A 23,872-nucleotide genomic window follows, 5' to 3' on the forward strand; every position below is an offset into this window, starting at 1 on the left:
ACACAGTGGTAGTCGTCGCCAGCGTCAGATGTGTAGAAGAGACAGCCACAAGGCCTCACCGCGGCGGCTCCGGCGGCCGCTGCCGCGGCATCGGCGCCCGCACCCCGGGCTGCGGAAACGGGAACCGCGGCTGCGCCCCGGCCCCCTCCACCGAAGGCCACCGCACCCAGGCCAGCGACTGCGTCATCAGGGCAGCGGACCCAGCCCGAAAAGCGACCATCCAGTCCGCGGTCTCGGCCCGCACCAGCTCCGATACGTCCTCGGTGAACCGCCGCAGCACCGCAAGGCTCCGCTCCGCCGCCTCCCCCGCACTCCCGTCCGTAGGCCCGAGCTGCTCCCGCACACTCTCCGACGCCCAGTCGAACTGCAGCGCCTCAAGCCGCCGCTGCACCGCCTGCGCGACCGCCACATCCCGCATCCACCCAGCAGTCAGCCCGAAGGCCCGGTCGGCACCCAGGCAGGCAACAGCACCGAGCAGCGCCAGATACCCCCACTCCCCGGCACCCGCCCACACCCCAGCCACATCGACCAGCGGCAGCGCAGCAGCCGCGACCACCCCCACGGCGGCCACCGCGCGCAGCACCTGCGCCGCCCGCTTCTTCCCGTGCCGGTCCCGCAGATACCAGTCAACGGTGCGCAGCGCCCGCGCCTCCACCCACTGATAGAGCTCGTCGAGCCGCTCCACGGGCTCACCCCAGTCGCCCCGCGGCGCCGGCCGCCCGAGCAGGTCGTCCTGCCGGACGGCGCCGCCCTCGTCATCAGGTGAGCTCACCGTTGCCTCCTTCGCCAGGCCCCCCGATTTCGGATCTTGCGATTGATCTGATGCGCCGGCCCTTCCTACCGCCGAATGGCTGGCATTGAGCCGCCAAACGGGGGTTTTACGCCCTGAGGAGGAGGATGTTGGGCTAATAGGACACCCGCTTCGGGGGACCAGGAACCGCGCACCCGTACGGCGGGCGTACGCCAAAGCCCACGCCAAGCCCACCGCCAAGCCCACGCAAAGCGGCCCTCCGGCAGCCGATAGGCTGCACCGCGTGAAGGTCCTCGTAATCGGCCCCGGCGCCCGCGAACACGCCCTCTGCCGCGCACTCTCCCTCGACCCCGACGTCACCGAGCTGCACGCGGCTCCGGGCAACGCCGGGATGGCCGACGTCGCCGAGCTGCACCAGGTCGACGCCCTCAACGGGGAAGCCGTCGCGGCCCTCGCGCAGGAGCTCGGCCTCGGCGCCGCCGACCTGGTGATCGTCGGCCCGGAGGCCCCGCTGGTCGCCGGCGTCGCCGACGCCGTGCGCGCCGCGGGCATCCCGTGCTTCGGCCCGAGCCGCGAGGCCGCCGCGCTGGAGGGTTCGAAGGCCTTCGCCAAGGACGTCATGGCCGGCGCCGGCGTCCCGACCGCCCGCTCCTACGTATGCGGCACCCCGGCCGAGGTCGACGAGGCGCTCGACGCCTTCGGCCCGCCGTATGTGGTCAAGGACGACGGCCTGGCCGCGGGCAAGGGCGTCGTCGTCACCGACGACATCGAGCAGGCCCGGGCGCACGCCAACGCCTGCACCCGCGTGGTGATCGAGGAGTTCCTCGACGGCCCCGAGGTCAGCCTCTTCGCGGTCACCGACGGCGAGACCGTCGTGCCCCTCCAGCCGGCCCAGGACTTCAAGCGCGCCTACGACAACGACGAGGGCCCGAACACCGGCGGCATGGGCGCGTACTCGCCGCTGCCCTGGGCGGACCCGAAGCTGGTCGAGGAGATCGTCGAGACGGTCTGCCAGCCCACCGTCGACGAGCTGCGCCGCCGCGGCACCCCCTTCTCCGGCCTTCTCTACGCGGGCCTGGCGCTGACCTCGCGCGGCGTCCGCGTGATCGAGTTCAACGCCCGCTTCGGCGACCCGGAGACCCAGGTCGTGCTGGCCCGGCTGCGGACGCCGCTCGCCGGGCTGCTGCTGGCGGCGGCGAACGGCACCCTCGCCGAGTTCCCGCCGCTGCGCTGGCGCGACGACGCCGCCGTGACGGTCGTGCTGGCCTCGGAGAACTACCCGGGCACGCCGCGCACCGGCGACGAGATCACCGGCCTGGACGAGGTCGCGGCCCAGGACGCCCCGGACGCGTACGTACTGCACGCCGGTACCAAGCTTGACGCCGACGGGCGGATCGTCAGCGCGGGCGGACGCGTGCTGTCCGTTACGGGCATCGGCCCGACCCTCGCCGACGCCCGCGAACGCGCTTACCGGGCCATGGCCCGGATCCGGCTCGAAGGCGCCCACCACCGCGGCGACATCGCGGCCGGGGCCGCGGCGGCCGAGCAGGACTGACGCCCTTACCCAGGGTTACCGCCCCCCACCTCCGTCCCCCGCACGGGCCAGCTTTACCCAAAGCCATCCCATCGAGTGACCGGATGGGCAACCGGCTGACGTGAACGCGCCGCCCAACTAATGTGCGCCTCCGGCGATGGCGGCCCGTGCGGCCGCCTCGGCGAGCACCACGACGAGCACGACGACGAGCCCGGCGACGGGCCAACCGGGTCACCGGCATTGCGCTGTCGGTGGCCGGTGTCACAGTGGGAGTACGCGTTCGTGCGACACGCGCTCGTCGAGTCGTATTCGAGGGGGTGAGGTCTGGTCATGTCTTCCGGTGAGGAGGCGGCTTCCCACGTCAGGGGCGCCGGCAGCGGTGCGGGAGGCTCCGGCGGGGCCCGCTCCCACGCGCTCGCGGTGCTGCGGGTGCGCAGCGCGGCGCTCACGGTGGCGCTGCTCCCGGCAGCGGTCGCCGCGGTGCTTCTCATCGGCACGGCGACGGGCCGGCTCACCGGCGGCTGGGCCGCGGCCCGCTGGCCGGTGCTCGGCGTGGCTTTGGTGGTCGGCGGCCTGGCGCTGGCGGTGGGCCTGGCGATCGCCAGGACCGAACCCGCCCGCAGCCCCACGGTCCCGGTGCCCGAACGGGCCGCCCCCGATCTGTATCGCCTGATCCGCGACCTGTCGGACCGGCTGGCGGTCCCCGCACCCTCGGCGATAGCCCTGACGCCGGACTGCGACAGCTGGCTCGAGGACCGTACGCACGGGGCGGGGTCCGAGCAGGGGGGCGAGAGCGGGGAGAGCGACGTAACTTCCCGGCCCTCCGGCTCCCGGTCCTCCGGCCCGGACGGCGAGCGCATCGCGCCCGTGCTGGTGATCGGCTCCCCCTTCCTGTGGTGGATGCGCGTCGCCGAGCTGCGGGCCGTCCTCGCGCCCGTCGTGGCGGGTACGGGCCCGGCCGCCCACCCGGACGTGGCCGCCGCCCGCCGGTTCATCCGCGGTCTGGACGCGGCGGTGGCGCTGGACCGCTCGGGGCCGCTGGCGCTGCGGCCGCTGCGCGACCTGGCGCGGAGCGTGGCCCGGGTGCTGCTGCGGATGTGCGGGGAGCACCCCGCCTGGCTGGAGCGCGGCGTCGCCGCCGCGGCCTCGGAGCGCGCGCAGGATGTGGACTACGGCCTGCGGATCGCCGCGCAGGAGCAGGTCGGCCTGGCGTATGCGGGCTGGGACCGGCTGCTGACCCGGGTGGCGCTGCCCGCCTGGCGGATGGGCCGCTGGCCGTCCCGGCTGGACGCCGGGGTGGTGTCGGCGCTGACCGAGCTGTCCCGCCGCGACCGGCTGGCCGCGCAGAACGGCGTCTTCGCCTCCCGGCTCGGCGAGCGCCCGGCCTGCGATCTGCTGGAGGAGCCGGGTCTGGTCGACGAGGCGGCCTCGCTGCTCGCCGCGCAGCTCTTCCACGGCGGCCCGGCCGAGCCGGGTCCCGACTGGGCGCCGGTGACCTGGGATCAGTATCCGGACGAGGTGGTGGACCGGAAGTGGCGGACCGAGGCGGCCCGCCTGCACAGCGTCCTCGACGGCCTGGAGGTCGAGCAGGAGCCGGCCGGGCGGCCCGACCGGGGCACCCTCGCCCGGGTCGTCGACTGGCTGGCCAAGGGCGGCGACAGCGAGGAGCTGGCCGCCCGGCTCACCGACGCGCTCGATCTGCAGGAGGCGGCCCAGCGCCGCGCCCAGCAGATACGCCCGGCCGCGCTCGCCCCGCTCTTCCCGCTGCACGCGCCGCGTACGGACCGGGAAGTGCTGATCGACCACGTGCTGGCGATGGTGTGCTGCGCCGCCATCGACACCGCGGGTGCCACACCGGGACTCGACTGGCTGGACGGCCCCGCACTGCTGGTGAACGGCGAGCGGCGGCCGGAGCTCGGACGGGCGGTGACGGCGCTGGCCGAAACCGGCGATCCGGAGCCGCTGCGGGGGTGGCTGCTGGATGCCGGGGTTCGCCCGGAAAAGCCCGTTTTGCTGGTATAGCCCGCGCTGCGAAGCGGACTTCAGTGCGCCAATTCACCGACAATCGGTAACGGACCGCATGCGTAATGTGATGTCCTGTAGCAACTAACGCGCCGGGGAGGGGAGCGGTCAGGTGGGTACGGAGCAGATCCGCCGCTGGGAGTCCGGAGCGCTGGCGCACGCCGTCTCGGACCCCTTCGCGCAGGGGCCGCTGCCCTGGTTACGCGCCAGCGAGCACTACTTCGACGACCACAGCGGCCAGTTGGTGCCCTGGTATGTCGACCTCGCACCCACCGGCGGCAGTGACGCCACCGAACCGCTGATCCCGCCGCCGCGGCGCCCGGGCCCGCGTACCGCGGACGATGTCCACCAGCAGATCAAGGGCTTCGCCTCGGCCGGCGCGGTGGCCCCCGGCGAGTCCATCGACTTCCGGGTGACGGTCAATCCGCCGCAGCCCTTCGGCGTCGACGTCTACCGCATCGGCCACTACGCCGGCGACGGCGCCTCCAAGATCACCACAAGTCCGCGGCTGTCGGGCATCGTTCAGCCCGCGCCGCTCGCCGCCGAGCGCACGGTCTCCTGCCACCACTGGTGGCTCTCCTGGCGGCTGCAGGTGCCGACGTACTGGAACTCCGGCTGCTACGTCGCGGTGCTCACCACCGACGACGGGCACCGCAGCCACATCCCGTTCACCGTCCGCGACCACCACCCGGCGGACCTGCTCCTGCTGCTGCCGGACGTGACCTGGCAGGCGTACAACCTCTACCCGGAGGACGGCCGCACCGGCGCTTCGCTCTACCACGCCTGGGACGACGACGGCCGGCTGCTCGGCGAGGAGGAGGCGGCGGTCGCGGTGGCCTTCGACCGCCCGTACGCGGGCGCAGGTCTGCCGCTGCATGTCGGCCACGCCTACGACTTCATCCGCTGGGCCGAGCGCTATGGCTACGACCTCGCCTACGCCGACGCCCGCGACCTGCACGCGGGCCGGGTGGACCCGACCCGGTACCGCGGCCTGGTCTTCCCCGGCCACGACGAGTACTGGTCGGCGCCGATGCGGCGGAACGCCGAGCTGGCCAGGGACGCGGGCACCTCGCTGGTGTTCCTGTCGGCGAACACCATGTACTGGCAGGTCGACCTGGCCCCCTCGGTCACCGGCGAACCGGACCGCATACTCCACTGCCGCAAGCGCCAGGGCTCCGGCCGCCCCCAGCTGTGGCGGGAACAGGGCGATCCGGAGCAGGAGTTGATGGGCATCCAGTACGCGGGCCGGGTCCCCGAGCCGAGCCCGCTCGTCGTACGGAACGCCTCCCACTGGCTGTGGGAGGCCACCGGCGCCGCCGAGGGCGACGAGCTGCCAGGCCTGGTGGCCGGCGAGGCCGACCGCTACTACCCGCGGACGCCGCTGCCGCGGCACAGCGAACGGATTCTGCTGGCGCACAGCCCGTACGACGACGCGGGCGGCGCGCGCCGGCACCAGGAGACGTCGCTGTACCGGGCACCGAGCGGGGCGCTGGTCTTCGCGTCCGGCACCTTCGCCTGGTCGCCGGCGCTGGACCGGCCGGAGCACGCGAATCCGGTGGTGCAGCGGGCGACGGCGAATCTGCTGGACCGGATCTGCAAGCGGGATTAGGAGAACGCGACCCGGACTGCCCGGTGCCACCGGTTCCGCGGCAGGTCGGGGCGCATTGCGGCCAGGGCGCCGCAGTACTTGGTGAACTCGGCGGCGCGCAGGCCGTATCGGTGGAGGAGGCGGTCGGCGGGGGTGAGGTGGCCGGTTGACTTCACCTCGACCAGGACGAGGTCGGGGTGGGCCCGCACCCGGCCACCGGCCGAATCGACACAAAGCAGCCCCGCGTCACACGTAATGCGCTGCCCGTCAGCGACAAACGTGGCCCGGGTGTAGTCCGTCACCAGCGACGGCTCGAGCCCACCAGGCGCGGCGAGCCCGTAATCCGCCCGCAGCACGTCCGCCAGGAAGCCGCGCGCCTCCGGCCCCAGCGCGCGCTCGGCGGGCCGCATCGCCCGCCGCCGCTTCACCGTCTCGCCGCGCGCGCCCTTCAGCTTGATCTCGAACTGCCGCTCGCCGCTGTCCTCGTAGAGCCGCTCGCGGATCTTGAAGCGCCGCCGCCGGCCCTGGCGGTGATCGTGGTACGAGCGGAGCCCGGCCGTGTCGAAGTACACCGAGTGGTAGGCGAAGGTGCGGCGGCCGTCGATGGCCAGCGCCCGGAAGCCGTGCGCCGCGCGCAGCCGTGCCGCGAAGTTCTCGAAGACGGGTGCGGGCACGAAGTAGCTGCGGTCGAAGCGGGCCAGCAGCTCGGCGCGGGCCTGCAGTTCGGGCAGCGAGACGGGGGCGGCGGCGAAGGCGGCGCGGGCCAGGGCCCGTTCGGCCGGGGTCATGCCGGGAGTAGCCCGGGGCATCGCCTCCGGTGTCACGCCGGGAGTCGCCCGGGGCGTCGCCTCCGGCGTCACGCCGACCACCGGCCGGAGTCGCCCGGCACCCGCGGGCGTGGCGCCGACTGCGGCAGCACCGGCGCGACGCCCCGCCGGGCCGGAGCCGCGCGCCGCCGGCCGTCCGGGGCCGCCGCCGGGACCCGGTAGCGCACGTCGACCACCGTGAGGTCGCGGACGAAGTCCACCTCCAGGACCGTCCACTTCAGCGGCTCCCCCAGCCGTCGCCCGAGCTCCTCGCGCAGCACCTCCGGGTCGGTGTACACCGCGTCGAGCGTGACCTCGCTGCGCCGGGTGCGGGCCAGCAGCCGCGGATGGTCGGCGGCGTAGACGACGAGCAGGATCACCGCGCACAGGGTGACCTTGACGCCGTAGAGCAGGCCCGGCATCCCGCACAGCAGGCCCAGCACCAGGGTGGTGAAGTAGTACGCCACCTCCTCGTGCTGGATCGCGTCCGAGCGCAGCCGGATGATCGACAGCACCCCGAAGAGCCCGAACCCGAGCGCCAGACCGCCGCCCCGGCCGGCGTCGCCGAGGGCGGTGACGATGCCGAACAGGGCGACGTTCAGCGCGAGATACGCGGGGACCAGGTCGCGGCGGCGGTGCCGGGGCACGTAGACGGCGAAGGTGAGCACGCAGACGGCGACGAGGTTCAGGGCCAGGTGAGCGGCGAGGTGTCCGTAAGTGTCCATGGGCTTGGAAGGTAGGAAGCGGCGGGTTAAGCGCGCGCTCGGGCGGAGTTAAGGCGACCTCTCGCGATTGACAGCATGCTGTCATTCATGACAGGATGCTGTCATCAGGACGTCAGGATGCGCAGCACTCCAAGGAGGCCCTCATGGCCCGGAAGACCGTCCATTTCGCCGTCTACGACCAGCTCGCCGACTGGGAGATCGGGCACGCGCTCGCCCACATCCGCGACACCTCCGCGCACCGGCCGCCGCGCGACACGTACGACACCGTGTCCGTGGGCGCTTCCCGCGGTGACGTCATCACGTCCATCGGCGGCATGCACATCCAGGCCGACATCGGCCTCGACGAGCTGCGCCCGCAGGACAGTTCGCTGCTGATCCTCCCCGGCTCCGGTGCGTACGACCAGGGCGAAGAGCTCGCGCCGTTCGTCCGCAAGGCGCGGGAGTTCCTGGACGCGGGGGTGCCGGTGGCGGCCATCTGCGGCGCCACCGCCGGGCTGGCCCGCGAGGGGCTGCTCGACGAGCGGGCGCACACCTCGGGCGCCGCCGAATACCTCGCGGCCCAGCCCGGCTACAAGGGCCACGACCGCTACGCCGAAGCGGACGCCGTCACCGACGGCGATCTGATCACCGCGGGACCTGTGCACCCGGTCCCATTCGCCCGGGAGATCTTCCGCCGCCTCGATCTGCACGAGCCGGCCGTACTCGACGCCTGGGAGCGGCTGTTCGGCGCCGCCGACCCGTCCGCCTTCCCAGTACTGATGGAGGCGTCGGCGAAGTGAGCCCCGCTGATGACGCGCACACCGCCGAGGCCGACCTGCTCAGCGGCGCCGCGCTGACCTCCTTCCGCCTCAACGGCCAGTTCCTGGCCATCGCCGACCGGCTGGCCGAGCCGGCCGGGATCACGGCGGCGTGGTGGCAGGTGCTCGGCGCGGTGCTGGCCGAGCCGCTGCCCGTCTCCGGCATCGCTCGGACGATGGGCATCACCCGGCAGAGCGTGCAGCGCATCGCCGACCTGCTGGTGCGCCATCGCCTCGCCGCGTACGAGCCCAACCCCGCGCACCGCAGGGCCAAGCTGCTGGCGCCGACGGCCGAGGGCCGGGCGGCGATCGCGGAGATCGTGCCGGGACACCGGGAGTTCGCGGCGCGGCTGGCCCAGGAGCTGGGCGGGGCCGAGGAGTTCGGCCGCGTGGTGGACGCGCTGCGGGAGCTGTCCGCGGCACTCGACGCGATCGAGGAGCGCGGCTGACCGTCCCGCCCGCCCCTGGCGTCACCTCCGCGCTTCCGGGCCGGGTTGCGCCTGGGCCACGGCCCTGCTGCGGCCTCATCACCGTTGTCCACAGGGGGCAGTGGCGGATGCGGGCCCCGCGATACGCTCCCTGAACGGCAATACCAATGGGGGACGGAATCATGCGGAATCTGGGGCCGGAGGACCCGAGCCACGTCGGGGAGTATCGCCTGCTTGGCCGCCTCGGCGAGGGCGGCATGGGGCGGGTCTATCTCGCCAGATCCGCCCGCGGGCGGACGGTGGCGGTCAAGCTGGTGCAGGAGGAGCTGGCGCGCGAGCCGGAGTTCCGGCGCCGCTTCGCCCAGGAGGTCACGGCGGCGCGCCGGGTCGGCGGCGAGTGGACCGCGCCGGTGCTGGACGCCGACACGACCGCGCACACTCCCTGGGTGGCCACGGGGTATGTGGCAGGACCTTCGCTGTACGAGGTGGTGGCCGCTGAATACGGGCCGCTGCCTTCGGAGTCGGTGCTCGCGCTCGCCTCCGGCCTGACCCGCGCCCTGGAGGCGATCCACGACGCGGGCCTGGTGCACCGGGACCTGAAGCCGTCCAACATCCTCGTCACCATCGACGGCCCGAAGGTGATCGACTTCGGCATCGCCCGCGCCCTGGACTCGGTCTCGACCGCCGGCGGCCTGACCCGTACCGGCGCGGTGATCGGCTCGCCCGGCTTCATGTCGCCCGAGCAGGTGCGCGGCGAGCGGGTCACGACCGCGAGCGACGTCTTCTGCCTCGGCTCGGTGCTGGCCTTCGCCGCCACCGGCCGGATGCCGTTCGGCACGGACGACAGTGGCGCCCATGCCCTGCTCTTCCGCATCGCCCAGGAGGAGGCGGATCTCACCGGCCTGGAGGGCGAGTTGCTGGAGCTGGTGCAGCGCTGCCTCATCAAGGACCCCGCCTCCCGGCCGACGATTCCCGAGCTGCTGGAGCTGACCGCCGGCGCCGCCGCGCCGGACGCCCCGTGGCTGCCCGCCGCGCTGCTGGCCCGGCTCGGGCGGCTCGCGGTGGAGCTGCTGGACGCCGAGTCGCCGCAGGAGCAGTACGCGCCGCATCTGCAGGCGACGCAGCCCGCGCCGCCCGGCCAGACCCCGCACCGCCCGGTGCCGTATGTCCATGTGCCGGGGACGCCCCCGCAGCAGTCCCCGCTGCCCTCTCAGGTGATGCCGCAGGTCAGCACCCCGCCGCCGCATCTGGGCACCCCGCCGCCGGCCATCGGCACCCCGCCGCCCGGTTACGCCCGCCGGCTGCTCGCCCCGGCGTCGCCGCGCGCGCTGTGCACCGCGCTCGTGGTGCTGCTGAGCATCGGCTCGGTCATGCAGGTCGTCCAGCTGTTCTTCCACATCGACCTGTACGGCGATCTGTCCCGGGACGGCTGGCTCTACTCCGGGCTGCAGGGCGCGGAGGAGAACGACAACGCGCTGAAGGGGCTGTACATCCTCCTCCTCATCCCCACGATCGTGGTGTGGACGGTGTGGTTCCACCGGCTGCGGACCAACGCCGAGTTCTTCGCCCCGAACGGCAACCGGTTCGCGCCGGGGATGGCGGCGGGCGCGTGGTTCATACCGGTGGTCTACCTCTTCATGCCGAAGATGATCGCCAATGACATATGGAAGGCCTCGGTCCCCGCGGCACCCACCGGATACGCCGCCGCCCAGCCCGCGGGCGGCCGGGCCCTCCTCAACGCCTGGTGGATCGCCTGGCTGCCCTGCACCGTGCTGTTCTTCTGGGACTGGGACCGTGAGCACCTCACCGCGGACAATGTGGGCGTGGACATGATCCAGGACATGCTCACCGTGGCCGCGGGGGTGCTCGCCATCCTCCTCGTCCGCAAGCTCACCGCCATGCAGGACCAGCGCATAGCCGCCGCTCTACATCACGCCTGAACACGTAATCGCATCTCAGCCCGGCAACGACGGGAGCCCCCGCACGCTGCCACGCGTCCTAGCGGACGTACGCTCCGAGAACGCATTACGGGAGGGAAGGGCGTCACGCATGCAGAGCCTGGGACCGCAGGACCCGCAGTGGATAGGTGACTACCGCATCGTGGGCCGGCTCGGCACGGGCGGCATGGGGCATGTCTACCTCGCGCGCTCCGAGGGCGGCCGCACGGTCGCCGTGAAGCTGGTCAAGCCGGAGCTGGCGAATGAGCCGGAGTTCCGGCAGCGGTTCCGCCAGGAGGTCGAGGCGGCGCAGCGGGTCGGCGGGCGCTGGACCGCGTCCGTGCTGGACGCGAACACCGACGCGGCGGTGCCGTGGGTCGCCACCAGCTACGTGGCGGGCCCCTCCCTTTCCGACATCGTCGACCGGCACGGCCCGCTGCCCGAGGACTCGGTGCGCACCCTCGCGTACGGCATGGCCTGCGCGCTGCTCGACATCCACGGTGCCGGGCTGATCCACCGCGACCTGAAGCCGTCCAACATCCTGGTCACCATCGACGGCCCGCGGGTCATCGACTTCGGCATCGCCCGCGCCCTCGACGCGGCGGCCGGCGACGGCACGGTGACCAAGACCGGCATGGCCGTCGGCTCCCCGGCGTTCATGTCGCCCGAGCAGATCACCGGCAGCGAGCTCACCCCCGCCAGCGACATCTTCTGCCTCGGCTCGGTGCTCGCCTACGCCGGCACCGGCACCCTCCCGTTCGGGACGCCGACGTCCAGCGGCGTGCACGCGGTGATGTTCCGTATCGCGCAGAACGACCCCGACCTCTCCGGCCTGCCCGAGGAGGGCGGCCTGCGCGAGCTGATCGCCGGCTGCCTCGCGAAGGACCCGGCCGACCGCCCGGCGCCCGAGGACCTGGCCGCGGCCATCGGCCCGGTCAACACCGGCGCGGCCGCCCCCTGGCTGCCCGCGCCGATCATCGCGGAGCTCGGCCAGCACGCGGTGCGGCTGCTGGACTTCGACACCCCGCCCGGCGGCGCACCGCAGGGCCCGAAGCGGACCTCCGCCCAGGCGGGCGGCGCCCCGGGCGCCCAGCCCGCCCCCGCCAACCGCACGCTCATCGGCGTCCGGCAGCTGGAGCCCGAGGAGGAGTACGCGTACGAGCCGGCGCCGCCGCCCGCCCCCGGCGCGCGGGGGCGCCGCGGCCGGGCGCTCGGGATCGCGGCCGTGGCCGCACTGGTCCTGATCGGCGCGGGCGCCGCCGGCGCGGCCATGCTGGGCGACTCCAGCGGCGGCGGCGACGGCGACAAGCAGACCGAGGGCTCGGACGTGCCGAAGGAGTATCTCGGCACCTGGGTCGGCGATGTGCTGCGCGACGGCGAGCAGAACGGCTCGTACCGCCGCTTCGTGATCTCGCCGGGTAAGAAGGGCGAGGTCGTCGCCAACAGCATCACCATGGGCAAGACCGCCGAGTGCAAGTCCGACGGCAAGCTGGTCGCCGCGAACGGCGAGCTCGCGCTCGACACCAAGGTCGTCGGCAGCGCCCCCGAGGGCTCGTGCACCGCCCTCGGCCGCCACACCCTGAAGCCCGGCGCCGACGGCACCCTCGAATGGTCGGCGGCGGGCCGCAGCGCCACGCTCCACAAGGTCGAGGAGGGCCAGGAGAAGCTGCCGGACGCGATGCTCGGCGACTGGCAGCAGCCCTTCGGCGGCGGCCTGCAGTACATGAACATCAGCGAAAAGCCGATCGGCGGCCGGGCCATCACCCTGACCTCCGACATCGCCGGCAACCACTGCGAGGCCAAGGCCGACCTGATCGCGGCGGGCGACAAGGTGCTCATCGGCCCCACGGTGGTGACCGATGCCGAGGTCGCCACGGCCTGCAAGCCGGGCCCCCCGTCGATGCTCCGCATGGAGGGCGACAAGCTGATCCGCGAGTGGCTGAACGGCGTGACAGCTCCGCGCACGTACACGCGGAGCTGACTCGCTACCGGCTCACAGGAACGAGTTGATCTCGATCGTCTCGTCCCGGCCAGGACCCACGCCGATCGCCGAGATCGGGGCGCCCGACATCTCCTCCAGCGCCTTCACGTAATCCTGCGCGTTCTTCGGCAGGTCGTCGAAGGTCTTCGCCTTGGTGATGTCCTCCGACCAGCCCGGCAGGTACTCGTAGATCGGCTTCGCGTGGTGGAAGTCGGTCTGCGAGTACGGCAGGTCCTCGACCCGCTTGCCGTCGATCTCGTACGCGACACACACCGGGATCTGCTCCCAGCCCGTCAGGACATCGAGCTTCGTCAGGAAGAAGTCCGTCAGGCCGTTGACCCGGGTCGCGTAGCGCGCGATCACTGCGTCGAACCACCCGCACCGCCGGTCCCGCCCGGTGGTGACCCCGCGCTCACCGCCGATGCGCCGCAGCGCCTCGCCGTCGTCGTCGAAGAGCTCGGTCGGGAACGGCCCGGCGCCCACACGCGTTGTGTAGGCCTTGAGGATGCCGATGACCCGGCTGATCTTCGTGGGCCCGACGCCTGCACCGGTGCAGGCCCCGCCCGAGGTCGGGTTCGAGGACGTCACGAAGGGATACGTGCCGTGGTCGACGTCGAGGAGCGTGCCCTGGCCGCCCTCGAAGAGCACGACCTTGCCCTCGTCGATCGCGTTGTTCAGGATCAGCGAGGTGTCGGCCACGTACGGCCGCAGCCGGTCGGCGAAGCCGAGCAGCTCCTCGACGACCTCGCCGACGGCGATCGCGCGGCGGTTGTAGAGCTTCGCGAGGACCTGGTTCTTGAAGTCGAGGGCCGCCTCGACCTTCTGCTCCAGGATCGACTCGTCGAAGAGGTCCTGGACCCGGATCCCGACGCGGTTGATCTTGTCGGCGTAGGCCGGGCCGATGCCGCGCCCCGTCGTGCCGATCTTCCGCTTGCCGAGGAACCGTTCCGTCACCTTGTCGATCGTCGTGTGATACGGCGTGATCAGGTGCGCGTTACCGCTGATCAGCAGCTTGGACGTGTCGACGCCGCGCTCGTTCAGCCCGTTCAGCTCGGAGAACAGGACAGCCGGGTCGACGACGACGCCATTGCCGATGACGGGCGTGCACCCGGGCGAGAGGATTCCCGAGGGAAGAAGATGCAGCGCGTATTTCTGGTCGCCTACGACAACCGTGTGACCGGCGTTGTTGCCGCCCTGGAAACGCACCACATAATCCACGGATCCGCCGAGCAGATCGGTGGCCTTTCCCTTGCCTTCGTCACCCCACTGAGCACCGAGCAGCACAAGTGCGGGCACAGGCGTACACCCCTTCCGGGCGGGGCATGTCCGTACAGGCGGGGACACCAGTTGCTGGTGCCACCGGGCGCTGCGTCGGACCGGCGCCCCGGAAATAGACGAAGCCCCTGGCGCAATCGCGCAAAGGGGCTATTGCACAGAGATGCTACCTGAGGAAGGACCGACGTGTCGCTGCTGGTGGTCATCGACCCGGCCGCACGGAGCACGGACGGGGAGGCCGTGCGGATCGCGCGGGACGTGCTCGGCGCGGGTGCGGCGGCAAAGATCTGCGTCCCCGACACCGCGGCGGAGGCGGAACGGGCGCTGGCCCGGCGCGGCAGCAAGCTCCCGGTGATCGTCGGCGACGACACCGCGCTGGTACGGACGGCGCGGGCGCTGCACCGCGCGGGCGAGCTGGCGGACTGCGCGCTGGCGGTGATCCCGGTCGGATCCCGCCGCTCGACGACGCTGGCCGGCGGCCTCGGCGTACCGCAGGACACGGTCGCGGCGGCGCGGGCGGTGCTGGACGGGGAGGCGGTGGCGCACGGACTGCTGCTGGACGAGGACGGCGGGCTGGTGCTCGGCTCGCTGGCGATCCCGGCCATGCCGACCACGCCGGCGGCGGCGGAACGGGGTGCGGCGGGCGCGGCCGGAGCAGGGGGAGCGGGCACCTGGTGGGCCCGCCCGCTGCGCGGCTGCGGGGCGCTGCTGCGGCCGGTCGCCGCCCGGCGGTTGACGGGCGCGGGCACGGGTCCGGTACGGGTCCCGGGCCCGGGCGGGCCGCCGCCGCGGCTGCGGGTCGAGGCGGACGGGGTGGAGCTCACCGGCAGCGGCCCGGCGGCGGAGGTGCGGCTCGCCCTGGACGGCGCGGCGGAGGTCGTGGTGCACGACGGGGACGGGCGGGCGCCGCGGCGCGGGGAGGCACGGAAGGTGGTGCGGGTGACCGCGGGCGCCGACTTCCGCTATCGGGCCGACGCGCTGATGGCCGGTCCGGTACGCGGGCGGGAATGGGCCGTTCGAGCGAGCGGATGGCAGCTGACGCTGCCGCGGGACCGCTGAGCGGCTCCCGCCGCGACCGCGCTCAGCCGTCCGCGTCCACGCGCGCCTCGATGACCTTCCCCGTCTCCGCGTCCACGCGGATCTCGTGGGTGCGCTGGTCATCGGCGCGGAGTTCGGCTTCCCAGTTCAGCTGCTTCCGGCCGCCGACCCGCTCGTCGAGGCCGATCGAGGTGACCTCGCCCGGGACCTTCTTCTCGGCGGCGTCGACCGCCTCGGTCAGGGATGTTTTCGCGGCCTTGGCCATACGGGCATCGTCCGCGTCTCCGTCCGCGCGCTCGTCCTTGGCGATGGCGGTCACCGCGTCCACCGACACCTCGTGCCACGTATCGCCGTCGCCCAGCACGTCGATGTCCCAGGCCGGGGAGCCGCCCTCGTCCTCCAGGGACGCCGCCGTGGCCGTGCCGGGCACGGCGTCCAGCGCGGCCGCGACCGCGTCGTTGATCCGTACCTCCGCCTCCGTGGATGCGGACGCGGAAGGCGAGGGGGACGCCGAAGGCGACGACTCCGCCGTCGCATCGGACTTGCTGTCCTGATCCGCGAGGTAATTCCCGAAGGCGGTCCCGCCGCCGAAGAGTGCGGCGGCCGCGATCAGCGATCCGGCGATCTTGGCCTTGGTCGAGGTGCGCATCGGCATACGCCCAGAATGACCGTTTTACGAGCGGGTCGCCGCCTTGTGCGCTTCCCAGCGGTCCATCATCGACGCCAGCTCGTTGCGCAGGAACGCGAAGAAGTCCGCCGTCTCGGAGAGCCGCACGCCGGCCGGGGTGCGGGAGCCCAGCGCGTCGGAGCCCTTCTGCAGGGCCGACTCGAAGCTCTTGAGTATCTGCCCCCGCTGGGTGAACGACTCGTACCACTGGTCGCTGTGCACCCGGTACCGCTCCCGCCGGGAGCCGGGCTCGCGCTCCCGGCTGATGATGCGCACCTGGGAGAGATAGCGCACCGCCCCGGACACGGCCGCGGGGCTGATCTGCAGCGCCTCGCTGAGCTCCGTCGACGTCATGGCGCCGGTGTCGCTGGCCAGCAGACACGTGAAGACCCGGGAGGGCATACGAGGCATCCCGGCCTCGGTGAGCTCGGCCGCGAAGCGCTCGATGAAGTCGGACACGGCCTGGTCGTCCCGCTTGTGCACATTCACCTCGTCATCGTCTCCCCCTGCTCAAGCCCTCGGCGAGAATCCTAACGCTTCCTTAACTTCACAAATTTGTGAAACTACCGTAGCTTCGTAGCCATGACGAAGGCAATCTCCGTGTCCGGCCTCACCAAGACCTTCGGCCGGACCCGCGCACTCGACGGCCTCGACCTCGACGTCGAGACCGGTGAGGTCCACGGCTTCCTGGGCCCGAACGGCGCCGGGAAGTCCACGACCATCCGCATCCTGCTCGGCCTGCTGCGCCCCGACTCGGGCGCCGCCCAGGTGCTGGGCGGCGACCCGTGGACCGACGCCGTCGCCCTGCACCGCCGGCTGGCCTACGTGCCCGGCGACGTCGAGCTGTGGCCGAACCTGACCGGCGGGGAGGCCATCGATCTGCTCGCGCGGCTGCGCGGCGGCATCGACAGGGCCAGGCGCGACGACCTGCTGGAGCGCTTCGACCTGGACCCCACCAAGAAGGGCCGCAGCTACTCCAAGGGCAACCGGCAGAAGGTCGCGATCGTCGCCGCCCTCGCCTCGGACGCCGAACTGCTGCTCCTGGACGAGCCCACCGCGGGCCTCGACCCCCTGATGGAGGTCATCTTCCAGGACGTGATCATGCAGGCGAAGGCCGACGGCAAGACCGTCCTGCTGTCCAGCCACATCCTCGCCCAGGTCGAGAAGCTGGCGGACCGGGTGAGCATCATCCGGCTCGGGCAGATCGTGCAGTCCGGCTCGCTGAGCGAGATGCGGCACCTGACCCGTACCACCGTGGAGGCGCAGACCGAGCGCCCCGCCACCGGTCTCGACCAACTGCCCGGCATCCACCAGCTGCACACCGAGGACGGCCGGGTGCGCTTCGCCGTCGACGGCGGGCATCTGGACACGGCGATCAGCCGGCTGAGCGAGTTCGGCGTACGCAGCCTGGTCAGCCACCCGCCGACGCTCGAGGAGCTCATGCTGCGCCACTACGGCGACGAGCTCGAGGGCAACGGGCACCACAAGGTGGAGTCGGAATCCACGTCGGAGGCGACGCGATGAGCACCGCCATCAAGGAGCGCGCCGCGACCCGCGAAAGCGCTTCGGCCGGCGGCGGAGCGCTGGCGGGCACCGGCACCCTGGTCCGCTTTGCACTGCGCCGGGACCGCGTCCGGCTCCCGGTGTGGGTCCTCGCCCTCTTCCTCGGCACCCTCTCCACGGCCAGCAGCTTCAAGACCAACTACGCGTCGGCCAAGGAGCGGGCGACCGTCGCCGAGACCATGGACAGCGCCGCCGGGCTCGCGATGACCGGCCCCCGGCACTACCTCAGCGACTACACGTACGGCTCGATGCTCGGCCACCAGATGCTCGGCTTCACGGCCATCATGGTCGGGATCATGAGCGTGCTGACCATCGCCCGGCACACCCGCACCGAGGAGGAGACGAACCGCGCCGAGCTGGTCCGCTCCGCCGTGGTCGGCCGGCACGCGTATCTCGCCGCCGCCCTGACGGTCGCGGTGCTCGCGAACCTCGTCCTCGCCCTGCTGATGGCCGCGGGCCTCGGCGGCATGGGGATGGAGGGCATCGACGGCAAGGGCTCCCTGCTCTACGGCCTCGCGCACTTCGCCATCGGCGTCTTCTTCGCCGGCGTCGCCGCGATCACCGTGCAGATCAGCGGCCACTCGCGCAGCGCCTCCGGCATGGCGATGGCGGTCATCGGCGCGGCCTACGCGCTGCGCGCCTCCGGCGACGTCGGCGACGGCTTCCTGTCCTGGCTGTCGCCGATCGGCTGGGTGCAGCGGACGTACGTCTACGTCGACAACCGCTGGTGGCCGCTGCTGCTCACGCTCGCGGCAGCCGTGGTCGCAGCCGCCGCCGGGTTCGTCCTCTCCACCCGCCGCGACGTCGGCGCGGGGCTGAAGGCCGCCCGCCTCGGCAGCCCGCACGCCTCCCCGACGCTCGGCACGCCGCTCGGCTTCGCGCTGCGGCTGCACCGCGGGCTGCTGGTCGCCTTCGGGGCGGCGGCGCTGCTCTTCGGGGTGATGTACGGGTCGATCCTGGGCGACGCCGAGAACATGATCAAGGAGGTCGACGCCTTCGAGAAGTCCATCGAGGGCATCGGCGGGCAGTCGGTGGCGGAGTCGTTCGCCTCGGTCGTGCTGATCGTGATCTCCGTGGTCGTCTCGATCTACGTGGTGATGGCCGCCCTCCGGCCGCGTGCCGAGGAGTCCGCGGGCCGCGCCGAACCGCTGCTGTCCACCGGCCTGTCCCGCAGCCGCTGGGTGCTCAGCCACGTGATCGTCGCGGCGGCGGGTGGCACGGTGCTGCTGCTCGTCGCGGGGATCGGCTTCGGCGCCTCGGGCGCCGGATCGACCGGCGACGGCGGCCTGTTCCTGAAGCTGGTGGGCGCCTCGCTCGCGTACGCCCCCGCGCTCTGGGTCTGCATCGGCGTCGCGGTCGCGCTCTTCGGCTGGCTGCCGCGGGCGTCGGCGGTGGCGTGGGTGCTGCCGGTGTACGGCTTCCTGGTCGGCTACCTGGGCCAGATCCTGCAGTTCCCGGACGCGCTGAACAACCTCTCCCCGTTCGGCCACGTGCCGCAGCTGCCGGCCGCGGACATGAACTGGACGCCGCTGCTGCTCCTCACGCTGCTCGCGGCCGGGCTGGTATGGCTGGGCCTGGCGGGCTTCCGGCGGCGGGATCTGGAGACGAAGTAGTTCACAGCTCCACAGCCAGTCCCTGCAACCCACGGATCACGGAGGAAGGCCCCCACTCCGGCTCGGCAACGAGCCGCAGGGTGGGGGCCTTCCGCAGCAGCGCCCCGTACGACGCCCGCAGCTCAACCTTCGCCAGCGGGGCGCCGATGCAGTAGTGGATGCCGGCACCGAAGGAAATGTGTGGATTGTCCGTACGGTCGAGGTCGAGCTCGTCCGGGCGATCGAAGGCGGCGGGGTCGCGGTTGGCGGCGCCGAAGAGCAGCGCGACCTCCTGGCCGCGCGGGATCAGCTGCCCGCCGACTTCGATGTCCTCGAGCACCCAGCGCTCGAAAAGGTGCAGCGGGGTGTCATAACGGAGCAGTTCATCCACAGCTGTGGACAACTTTTCGGGCTCGGCGCGAAGGGCCGCCAGCTGCTCGGGGTGACGGAAGAGGGCATACCACCCATTCACGGTGGAGTTGACGGTCGCCTCGTGCCCGGCGTTGAGCAGCAGCACGCAGGTGGAGATCATCTCCTGCTCGGTGAGCCGGTCCCCCTCGTCGTACGCGGCGATGAGCCCTGAAATCAGGTCGTCGCCGGGGTCCTTGCGCCGCTCGGCGATCAACTCCCGCAGATACGCGGAGAACTCCTCGGACGCGACCACCGCGGCCCGCGCCGCCTCGCCGCTCGGGTTGAGGTCGTACATCCCGCAGATGGCATGCGACCACGGCCGCAGCCGATGCCGGTCCCCCTCAGGGATGCCGAGCAGCTCGGAGATGACCGCGACGGGCAGCGGCTCGGCGACGGCGCTGAGCAGATCCCCGCCCCCGGCCGCGACGAAGTCCGCCACCAGCCCGTCCGCCAGCCGCTCGACGACGGGCTCCAACTCCCGCACCGTACGCGGCGTGAAGGCCTTCGAGACCAGCCGCCGGATCCGGGTGTGGTCCGGCGGCTCCAGGTCGAGCATCCCGTGATCGTTGAGCGTGTGGAACGGCTCCTGCTCGGGCGGCGGCGCGGTGCGGCCGAAGTCCTCGTGCGTGAAGCGATGCGTGTACGAGCGGCCCAGCCGCCGGTCCCGCAGCAGCGCGCTGACGTCGGCGTGGTGCGGGATCAGCCACTGCCGCGTGGGCTCGAACCACACGGCGCGGCCCCGCGCACGCAGTTCGGCGTACGCGGGGTAGGGGTCGGCGACGAAGGCCGGGGACCAGGGATCGTAAGCGACGGACATGTCGCGGACGCTATCCCTCCGCCAGCGCTCCGCGCAGCGTCTCGTACGCCGCCGAGCCCGGGACCAGCGCGTCGTAGTGCCCCGCGCCGGCCAGCACCCGGAGGTCCGCGCCGAAGCGGTCGGCGTAGCGGCGGGAGAGGTCCACCGGGACCTCGTCGTCCGCATCCCCGTGCAGCAGCACCACCGGGGCCGTCGGCGCCTCCATGCGCATCGGGTCGGTCTCGTCGAGCCGGTCGGCGACGCGGTCCGCGCCGCCGAGCAGCTCCGCCACCGCGCCGTCGCTGAGGCCGAGTTCATGCCCGCGGGCCAGGTCGGCGACCGGGGCGACGGCGACCACCCGCGACACCGCCGTGGGGCAGCGGGATGCCGCCCACAGCGCCAGGTGGCCGCCCGCCGAGTGCCCGGCGAGCGTCACCGGGCCGGCGCCGGGGAGGGCGGCGAGCGCGGGCGGGAGGTCGTCGAAGGTGGCCGGGAAGCCGCCGTCGCCGCCGACCCGGCGGTATTCGACGAGGGCCACGCAGCGGTGGAGGTCCGCGGCGAGCGCGGCAGCGGTCGAGCCGAGATGGGCGCGGTCGTAGCGCTCGCGCCAGAAGCCGCCGTGCAGCAGGGCGATGAGGCGGTCGGGGCCGTGGGCCGTTCCGTACAGGTCGATGACCTGGGACGGGTGATCCCCGTAGGCCATCGTCCGGTCCGGCTCGGCCGGCTTCAGGGCGGCGAGGCCCGTGCCCGTGGTCTCGTCGTCAACTGCGGTCATTCAGCACCTCTCCGAGTACTCGCGCGGCGCGGCATACGTCAGTGAATGAGGTATACAGCGGCGTGAAGCCGAAGCGGAGGACATCCGGCTCGCGGAAGTCGCCGACGACGCCGCGGGAGATCAGCTCGCCCATGACCTTGCCCGCGTCGGGGCAGCGCAGGGCGACCTGGCTGCCGCGTTCGGCGTGTGCGGACGGGGTGAGCGGCTCGAGGCCGAGGCCCGCGGTGGCCTCGAGGAACAGGTCGGTCAGGGCGAGGCTCTTGGCCCGTACCGTCGTGATGTCCACGCCGTCCCAGACCTCGAGAGCCGCTTCCAGGGCGAGCATGGACAGGATGTCCGGCGTGCCTACGCGCCCGCGCACCGCGCCGTCCGCGGGCTCGTAGTCGGGGCGCATGCCGAACGGGTCCTGGTGGGAGTTCCAGCCGGGGAGCGGCGAGTCAAAGCGGGGCTGGTGGTCGCGGCGGACGTAGAGATACGCGGGTGAACCGGGGCCGCCGTTGAGGAACTTGTACGTGCAGCCGACGGCGAGATCGACGCCGTGCTCGTCCAGGCCGACCGGGAGGGCGCCCGCGCTGTGGCAGAGATCCCAGACCGCGAGTGCGCCGGCGGCGTGCAGTGCCGCCGTGATGCCCGGCAGGTCGTGGAGGCGTCCGCTGCGGTAGTCGACGTGGTTGACCAGGGCGGCGGCGGTACGGGGGCCCGCTGCCGCGGGGATGTCGGCGGGGGCGAGCGGGCGGAGGGTGCAGCCCGTCAGGCGGGCGGCGGAGGTGGCGATGTAGCCGTCGGTGGGGAAGGTGGACTCGTCGACGAGGAGTTCGTCGCGGCCTTCGCCCGCTAGGCGGATGGCACCGACGACGGCTTTCAGCACATTGACGCTGGTGGAGTCGCCGACGACGACCTGGCCGGGGGCGGCGCCGATGAGCGGGGCGGCGCGGTCGCCGATCCGCTCGGGCGCGGTCCACCAGCCGGACTCCGTCCAGGACCGTATGCGCAGCTCACCCCACTCGCGGGCGATGACGTCGGCGACGCGGCCCGGCACCGACCTCGGCAGGGCGCCGAGGGAGTTGCCGTCGAGGTAGACGGTGTCATCGAGGACGAAGGCGTCCCGCTTCCCGGCCAGCGGATCCGCGGCGTCCAGTTCCGCCGCCCGCTCCTGCAGCTCAGACATGCGACCTCGCCGTCCACAGCTCGGGGAAAACGTTCTTGCTCGCGCGCTTCTCCAGCCAGGCCACCCCGGCGGAGCCGCCCGTGCCGACCTTCGAGCCCATCGCCCGCCGCGTCGCCACCAGGTGGTCGTTGCGCCAGCGCCACACCAGCTCGGCGACCTCGGTGAGCAGCTCACCGAGGCGTACGAGCTCGTCCTCCTGATCGCCGGCGTAGACCCGCGCCCACGCCGCCTCGACCGCCGGGTCCGACTCGTGCCGCCGTGAGAGGTCGCGGTCGAGCACCGCGTCCGGGATCGCGTACCCGCGCCGCGCCAGCAGCCGCAGCGCCTCGTCGTAGAGCGACGGCTCGGCGAGGGCCTTCTCCAGCTCCGCGTGGACGCGGGGGGCGCCGCGGTGCGGGACCAGCATGGAGGCGGACTTCTCGCCCAGCAGGAACTCCATCCGCCGGTACATCGCCGACTGGAAGCCGGAGCCCTCGCCCAGCGCGCTGCGGTAGGCGTTGAACTGCCGGGGGGTGAGATGCGCCAGCGGCTCCCACGAGGCGTTGAGCGACTGCAGCTCGTACGTGGAGCGCTTCAGCGCCGCCATCGCCCGCGGCAGGTCGTCCTCGCGCAGCGCGACCGCCGCGGTCTCCCACTCGTGGACGATCACGGTGAACCACAGCTCCATCACCTGGGTGGTGACGAGGAAGACCATCTCCCCCGGGTCGTCCGAGAGCGGATGCTGCAGGTGGGTGAGGACGTCGGCCTGGACGTAATCCTCGTACGGGGTGGTGCCCTCGAAATCGAAATTCGGGGCGGATTCTGCGGATGCGGCAGAGGTTTCCGACATCGGTGTCTCCGTCAAGACGTGCTGCCGGGTAGCGGTCCGCCCCAGCCCAGAAGGCTGCGGGGCCCCGGTCCCCTCGGGCGGCGGCGCCGGTCCGGCGTCCTGCGCACCCACCCGCATCGTACGACCAGGTGCTACGGGGGCGGCAAGCGCGGGCTCCGAGCTGCGGCTCCCACCCGCGGCTCCGACACGCGGTCCGGCTGCCGGGTCCGGCGGCTCCGGTTCCGGATGATCTGGAGGAGTGCGTGCGCCCTCCAGGCGGGGCGCGGGGTGTGGAAGGCGAGGTTCGCGGTGCGGAGCAAGGTGCGGGGTCGGTCGGGGCTGGTGGTCGCGGCGGTGGCGTCAATCCTGGTCGCGGGCGCCGGTCCGGCGGTGGGGGACGAGCCGCCGGAGGTGCCGGAGCTGCACTCGCGCTCGCCGCTGCCGTTCCCGGAGGACACCCCGGATCAGTGGCTGCCGCCCTTCGGGTCGCCGCGGGCGATGGCGGGCCGCGGGTCGCAGGAGGACCCGTTTCCGCAGTACAAGGCGTACCGGGACCTGAAGGAGTTCGAGCTGAGCCCGCCGGGCGAGGAGGGCAAGGCCGAGCCCTTCTGCACCCGGCAGGCGGGCCCGTACCAGGAAAAGCTGGAGCGCTATCTGAAGCTGCGCCCGGTGGACGGCAAGCAGTCCGCGAGCGACTGCCGGGCGATCCAGCGCTTCCAGGCCGACCACGCCATCGAGCCGCGGATCGGCTACGCGGGACCGCACACCTGGGGCACCGCGAAGCTGGCGCACGCCAGGCAGCACCCGAACCTCGGCGGGAAGTGCCCGGTGCGCACCGGGAGGGTGGCGTGCGTGGACCTGTCCCGGCAGCTGATGTGGGTGCAGGAAGGGCGCAAGGTGGTCTTCGGGCCCGCGACCATCCGCTCCGGCAAGCCCGGGTACGCCACCCGCACCGGGCTGTTCTCGGTGGGCCGGCGGAATGCGGAGCACACCTCGTCGCTCTACGAGGCGCCGATGCCCTTCGCCCAGTTCTTCTCCGGCGGCCAGGCCTTCCACGGCCGCTACCGGAGCATCTATTACGAGCCCGGCTCCCACGGCTGCGTGAACCTCACCTACCGGGACGCCGAGCGCCTGTGGGAGACGCTGCGCGCGGGGGATGCGGTGTACGTCTACGGCAGCAAACCGGCCGCGCCGGAGTGAAAACTCCGGT

21 protein-coding genes are annotated in these 23,872 nt (G+C 72.7%); 11 read left to right on the forward strand and 10 right to left on the reverse strand.

Annotated elements, in window-relative coordinates; all coding sequences use genetic code 11:
- Window positions 1-55 precede the first annotated feature (55 nt).
- Window positions 56-790: an SLATT domain-containing protein gene (locus tag G5C51_RS19360; protein ID WP_165239103.1), complete on the reverse strand. Its 735-nt coding sequence runs from the start codon at window positions 788-790 to the stop codon at window positions 56-58.
- A gap of 244 nt (window positions 791-1,034) precedes the next feature.
- Between G5C51_RS19360 and purD the strand changes: the two genes are divergently transcribed.
- From purD to G5C51_RS19375, 3 genes are all read left to right on the forward strand, one after another.
- Window positions 1,035-2,306 (forward strand): phosphoribosylamine--glycine ligase, encoded by a 1,272-nt coding sequence (gene purD / locus G5C51_RS19365; RefSeq protein ID WP_165239046.1) that lies wholly within the window; start codon window positions 1,035-1,037, stop codon window positions 2,304-2,306.
- A 309-nt stretch (window positions 2,307-2,615) separates the two neighbouring features.
- Window positions 2,616-4,307 (forward strand): hypothetical protein, encoded by a 1,692-nt coding sequence (locus G5C51_RS19370; RefSeq protein WP_165239048.1) that lies wholly within the window; start codon window positions 2,616-2,618, stop codon window positions 4,305-4,307.
- A 112-nt stretch (window positions 4,308-4,419) separates the two neighbouring features.
- Window positions 4,420-5,916 carry a N,N-dimethylformamidase beta subunit family domain-containing protein gene (locus G5C51_RS19375; protein WP_165239050.1) on the forward strand — a complete coding sequence of 499 codons (1,497 nt, stop codon included), beginning with the start codon at window positions 4,420-4,422 and terminating at the stop codon, window positions 5,914-5,916.
- On the opposite strand, the gene G5C51_RS19380 is transcribed toward G5C51_RS19375, so the two are convergent.
- Window positions 5,913-6,683 carry a VTC domain-containing protein gene (locus G5C51_RS19380; RefSeq protein WP_165239052.1) on the reverse strand — a complete coding sequence of 257 codons (771 nt, stop codon included), beginning with the start codon at window positions 6,681-6,683 and terminating at the stop codon, window positions 5,913-5,915. The two genes, G5C51_RS19375 and G5C51_RS19380, sit on opposite strands and share 4 nt — an antisense overlap.
- Before the next feature lie 68 nt (window positions 6,684-6,751).
- Window positions 6,752-7,426, reverse strand: coding sequence for a DUF4956 domain-containing protein (locus G5C51_RS19385; protein ID WP_165239054.1), 675 nt, complete (start codon window positions 7,424-7,426; stop codon window positions 6,752-6,754).
- 143 nt (window positions 7,427-7,569) lie between these two features.
- Here G5C51_RS19385 and G5C51_RS19390 point away from each other — a divergent pair, with 143 nt between their 5' ends.
- From G5C51_RS19390 to G5C51_RS19405, 4 genes are all read left to right on the forward strand, one after another.
- A complete protein-coding gene (locus tag G5C51_RS19390; protein WP_165239056.1) occupies window positions 7,570-8,205 on the forward strand; it encodes a DJ-1/PfpI family protein in 636 nt (211 codons plus the stop codon).
- Window positions 8,202-8,672, forward strand: a complete 471-nt coding sequence (locus tag G5C51_RS19395; protein ID WP_165239058.1) for a MarR family transcriptional regulator — start codon at window positions 8,202-8,204, stop codon at window positions 8,670-8,672. The genes G5C51_RS19390 and G5C51_RS19395 overlap by 4 nt, the downstream gene beginning before the upstream one ends.
- A gap of 161 nt (window positions 8,673-8,833) precedes the next feature.
- Window positions 8,834-10,591 carry a protein kinase domain-containing protein gene (locus G5C51_RS19400; RefSeq protein ID WP_165239060.1) on the forward strand — a complete coding sequence of 586 codons (1,758 nt, stop codon included), beginning with the start codon at window positions 8,834-8,836 and terminating at the stop codon, window positions 10,589-10,591.
- Between the two features lie 109 nt (window positions 10,592-10,700).
- Window positions 10,701-12,569: a serine/threonine-protein kinase gene (locus tag G5C51_RS19405; RefSeq protein ID WP_165239062.1), complete on the forward strand. Its 1,869-nt coding sequence runs from the start codon at window positions 10,701-10,703 to the stop codon at window positions 12,567-12,569.
- A 12-nt stretch (window positions 12,570-12,581) separates the two neighbouring features.
- On the opposite strand, the gene G5C51_RS19410 is transcribed toward G5C51_RS19405, so the two are convergent.
- Window positions 12,582-13,865: an adenylosuccinate synthase gene (locus tag G5C51_RS19410; protein WP_165239064.1), complete on the reverse strand. Its 1,284-nt coding sequence runs from the start codon at window positions 13,863-13,865 to the stop codon at window positions 12,582-12,584.
- Window positions 13,866-14,030: 165 nt separating this feature from the next.
- Between G5C51_RS19410 and G5C51_RS19415 the strand changes: the two genes are divergently transcribed.
- Window positions 14,031-14,903 carry a diacylglycerol kinase gene (locus G5C51_RS19415; protein WP_165239066.1) on the forward strand — a complete coding sequence of 291 codons (873 nt, stop codon included), beginning with the start codon at window positions 14,031-14,033 and terminating at the stop codon, window positions 14,901-14,903.
- 22 nt (window positions 14,904-14,925) lie between these two features.
- Here the strand turns inward: G5C51_RS19415 and G5C51_RS19420 are convergent, their stop codons facing one another.
- Window positions 14,926-15,537 (reverse strand): PepSY domain-containing protein, encoded by a 612-nt coding sequence (locus tag G5C51_RS19420; RefSeq protein WP_165239068.1) that lies wholly within the window; start codon window positions 15,535-15,537, stop codon window positions 14,926-14,928.
- Between the two features lie 18 nt (window positions 15,538-15,555).
- Window positions 15,556-16,038, reverse strand: a complete 483-nt coding sequence (locus tag G5C51_RS19425) for a GbsR/MarR family transcriptional regulator (RefSeq protein WP_338118221.1) — start codon at window positions 16,036-16,038, stop codon at window positions 15,556-15,558.
- A gap of 93 nt (window positions 16,039-16,131) precedes the next feature.
- On the opposite strand from G5C51_RS19425, the gene G5C51_RS19430 reads away from it, so the two are divergent.
- The gene (locus G5C51_RS19430; protein ID WP_165239070.1) at window positions 16,132-17,073 is read left to right on the forward strand and encodes an ABC transporter ATP-binding protein; all 942 of its coding nucleotides are present in this window, start codon (window positions 16,132-16,134) and stop codon (window positions 17,071-17,073) included.
- Window positions 17,070-18,725, forward strand: a complete 1,656-nt coding sequence (locus G5C51_RS19435) for an ABC transporter permease (RefSeq protein WP_165239072.1) — start codon at window positions 17,070-17,072, stop codon at window positions 18,723-18,725. Before G5C51_RS19430 ends, G5C51_RS19435 begins: the two co-directional genes overlap by 4 nt.
- Window position 18,726: 1 nt before the next feature.
- Here the strand turns inward: G5C51_RS19435 and G5C51_RS19440 are convergent, their stop codons facing one another.
- The 4 genes from G5C51_RS19440 to G5C51_RS19455 are packed head-to-tail and all read right to left on the reverse strand — an operon-like array spanning window position 18,727 to window position 22,683.
- Complete coding sequence (locus G5C51_RS19440) at window positions 18,727-19,932, reverse strand: cytochrome P450 (RefSeq protein ID WP_165239074.1); 1,206 nt, start codon at window positions 19,930-19,932, stop codon at window positions 18,727-18,729.
- A gap of 10 nt (window positions 19,933-19,942) precedes the next feature.
- Window positions 19,943-20,686, reverse strand: coding sequence for an alpha/beta hydrolase family protein (locus G5C51_RS19445; protein WP_165239076.1), 744 nt, complete (start codon window positions 20,684-20,686; stop codon window positions 19,943-19,945).
- Window positions 20,673-21,854 (reverse strand): kynureninase, encoded by a 1,182-nt coding sequence (gene kynU, locus G5C51_RS19450; RefSeq protein ID WP_165239077.1) that lies wholly within the window; start codon window positions 21,852-21,854, stop codon window positions 20,673-20,675. The genes G5C51_RS19445 and kynU overlap by 14 nt, the downstream gene beginning before the upstream one ends.
- The gene (locus tag G5C51_RS19455; RefSeq protein ID WP_165239079.1) at window positions 21,847-22,683 is read right to left on the reverse strand and encodes a tryptophan 2,3-dioxygenase family protein; all 837 of its coding nucleotides are present in this window, start codon (window positions 22,681-22,683) and stop codon (window positions 21,847-21,849) included. The genes kynU and G5C51_RS19455 overlap by 8 nt, the downstream gene beginning before the upstream one ends.
- 288 nt (window positions 22,684-22,971) lie before the next feature.
- Between G5C51_RS19455 and G5C51_RS19460 the strand changes: the two genes are divergently transcribed.
- The gene (locus G5C51_RS19460) at window positions 22,972-23,862 is read left to right on the forward strand and encodes a L,D-transpeptidase (RefSeq protein ID WP_338118222.1); all 891 of its coding nucleotides are present in this window, start codon (window positions 22,972-22,974) and stop codon (window positions 23,860-23,862) included.
- The last annotated feature ends 10 nt before the right edge of the window (window positions 23,863-23,872 follow it).

It is taken from the genome of Streptomyces coryli (genome assembly GCF_011044975.1).
Classification (GTDB): Bacteria; Actinomycetota; Actinomycetes; order Streptomycetales; family Streptomycetaceae; genus Streptomyces; species Streptomyces coryli.

Excerpts from the sequence above, each read along its gene's own strand:
- G5C51_RS19370 (WP_165239048.1), top strand. The coding sequence starts at position 2,616 with ATGTCTTCCGGTGAGGAGGCGGCTTCCCACGTCAGGGGCGCCGGCAGC.
- G5C51_RS19380 (WP_165239052.1), bottom strand. The coding sequence starts at position 6,683 with ATGACCCCGGCCGAACGGGCCCTGGCCCGCGCCGCCTTCGCCGCCGCC.
- G5C51_RS19385 (WP_165239054.1), bottom strand. The coding sequence starts at position 7,426 with ATGGACACTTACGGACACCTCGCCGCTCACCTGGCCCTGAACCTCGTC.
- G5C51_RS19390 (WP_165239056.1), top strand. The coding sequence starts at position 7,570 with ATGGCCCGGAAGACCGTCCATTTCGCCGTCTACGACCAGCTCGCCGAC.
- G5C51_RS19400 (WP_165239060.1), top strand. The coding sequence starts at position 8,834 with ATGCGGAATCTGGGGCCGGAGGACCCGAGCCACGTCGGGGAGTATCGC.
- G5C51_RS19405 (WP_165239062.1), top strand. The coding sequence starts at position 10,701 with ATGCAGAGCCTGGGACCGCAGGACCCGCAGTGGATAGGTGACTACCGC.
- G5C51_RS19420 (WP_165239068.1), bottom strand. The coding sequence starts at position 15,537 with ATGCCGATGCGCACCTCGACCAAGGCCAAGATCGCCGGATCGCTGATC.
- G5C51_RS19430 (WP_165239070.1), top strand. The coding sequence starts at position 16,132 with ATGACGAAGGCAATCTCCGTGTCCGGCCTCACCAAGACCTTCGGCCGG.
- G5C51_RS19435 (WP_165239072.1), top strand. The coding sequence starts at position 17,070 with ATGAGCACCGCCATCAAGGAGCGCGCCGCGACCCGCGAAAGCGCTTCG.
- G5C51_RS19440 (WP_165239074.1), bottom strand. The coding sequence starts at position 19,932 with ATGTCCGTCGCTTACGATCCCTGGTCCCCGGCCTTCGTCGCCGACCCC.
- G5C51_RS19445 (WP_165239076.1), bottom strand. The coding sequence starts at position 20,686 with ATGACCGCAGTTGACGACGAGACCACGGGCACGGGCCTCGCCGCCCTG.
- kynU (WP_165239077.1), bottom strand. The coding sequence starts at position 21,854 with ATGTCTGAGCTGCAGGAGCGGGCGGCGGAACTGGACGCCGCGGATCCG.
- G5C51_RS19455 (WP_165239079.1), bottom strand. The coding sequence starts at position 22,683 with ATGTCGGAAACCTCTGCCGCATCCGCAGAATCCGCCCCGAATTTCGAT.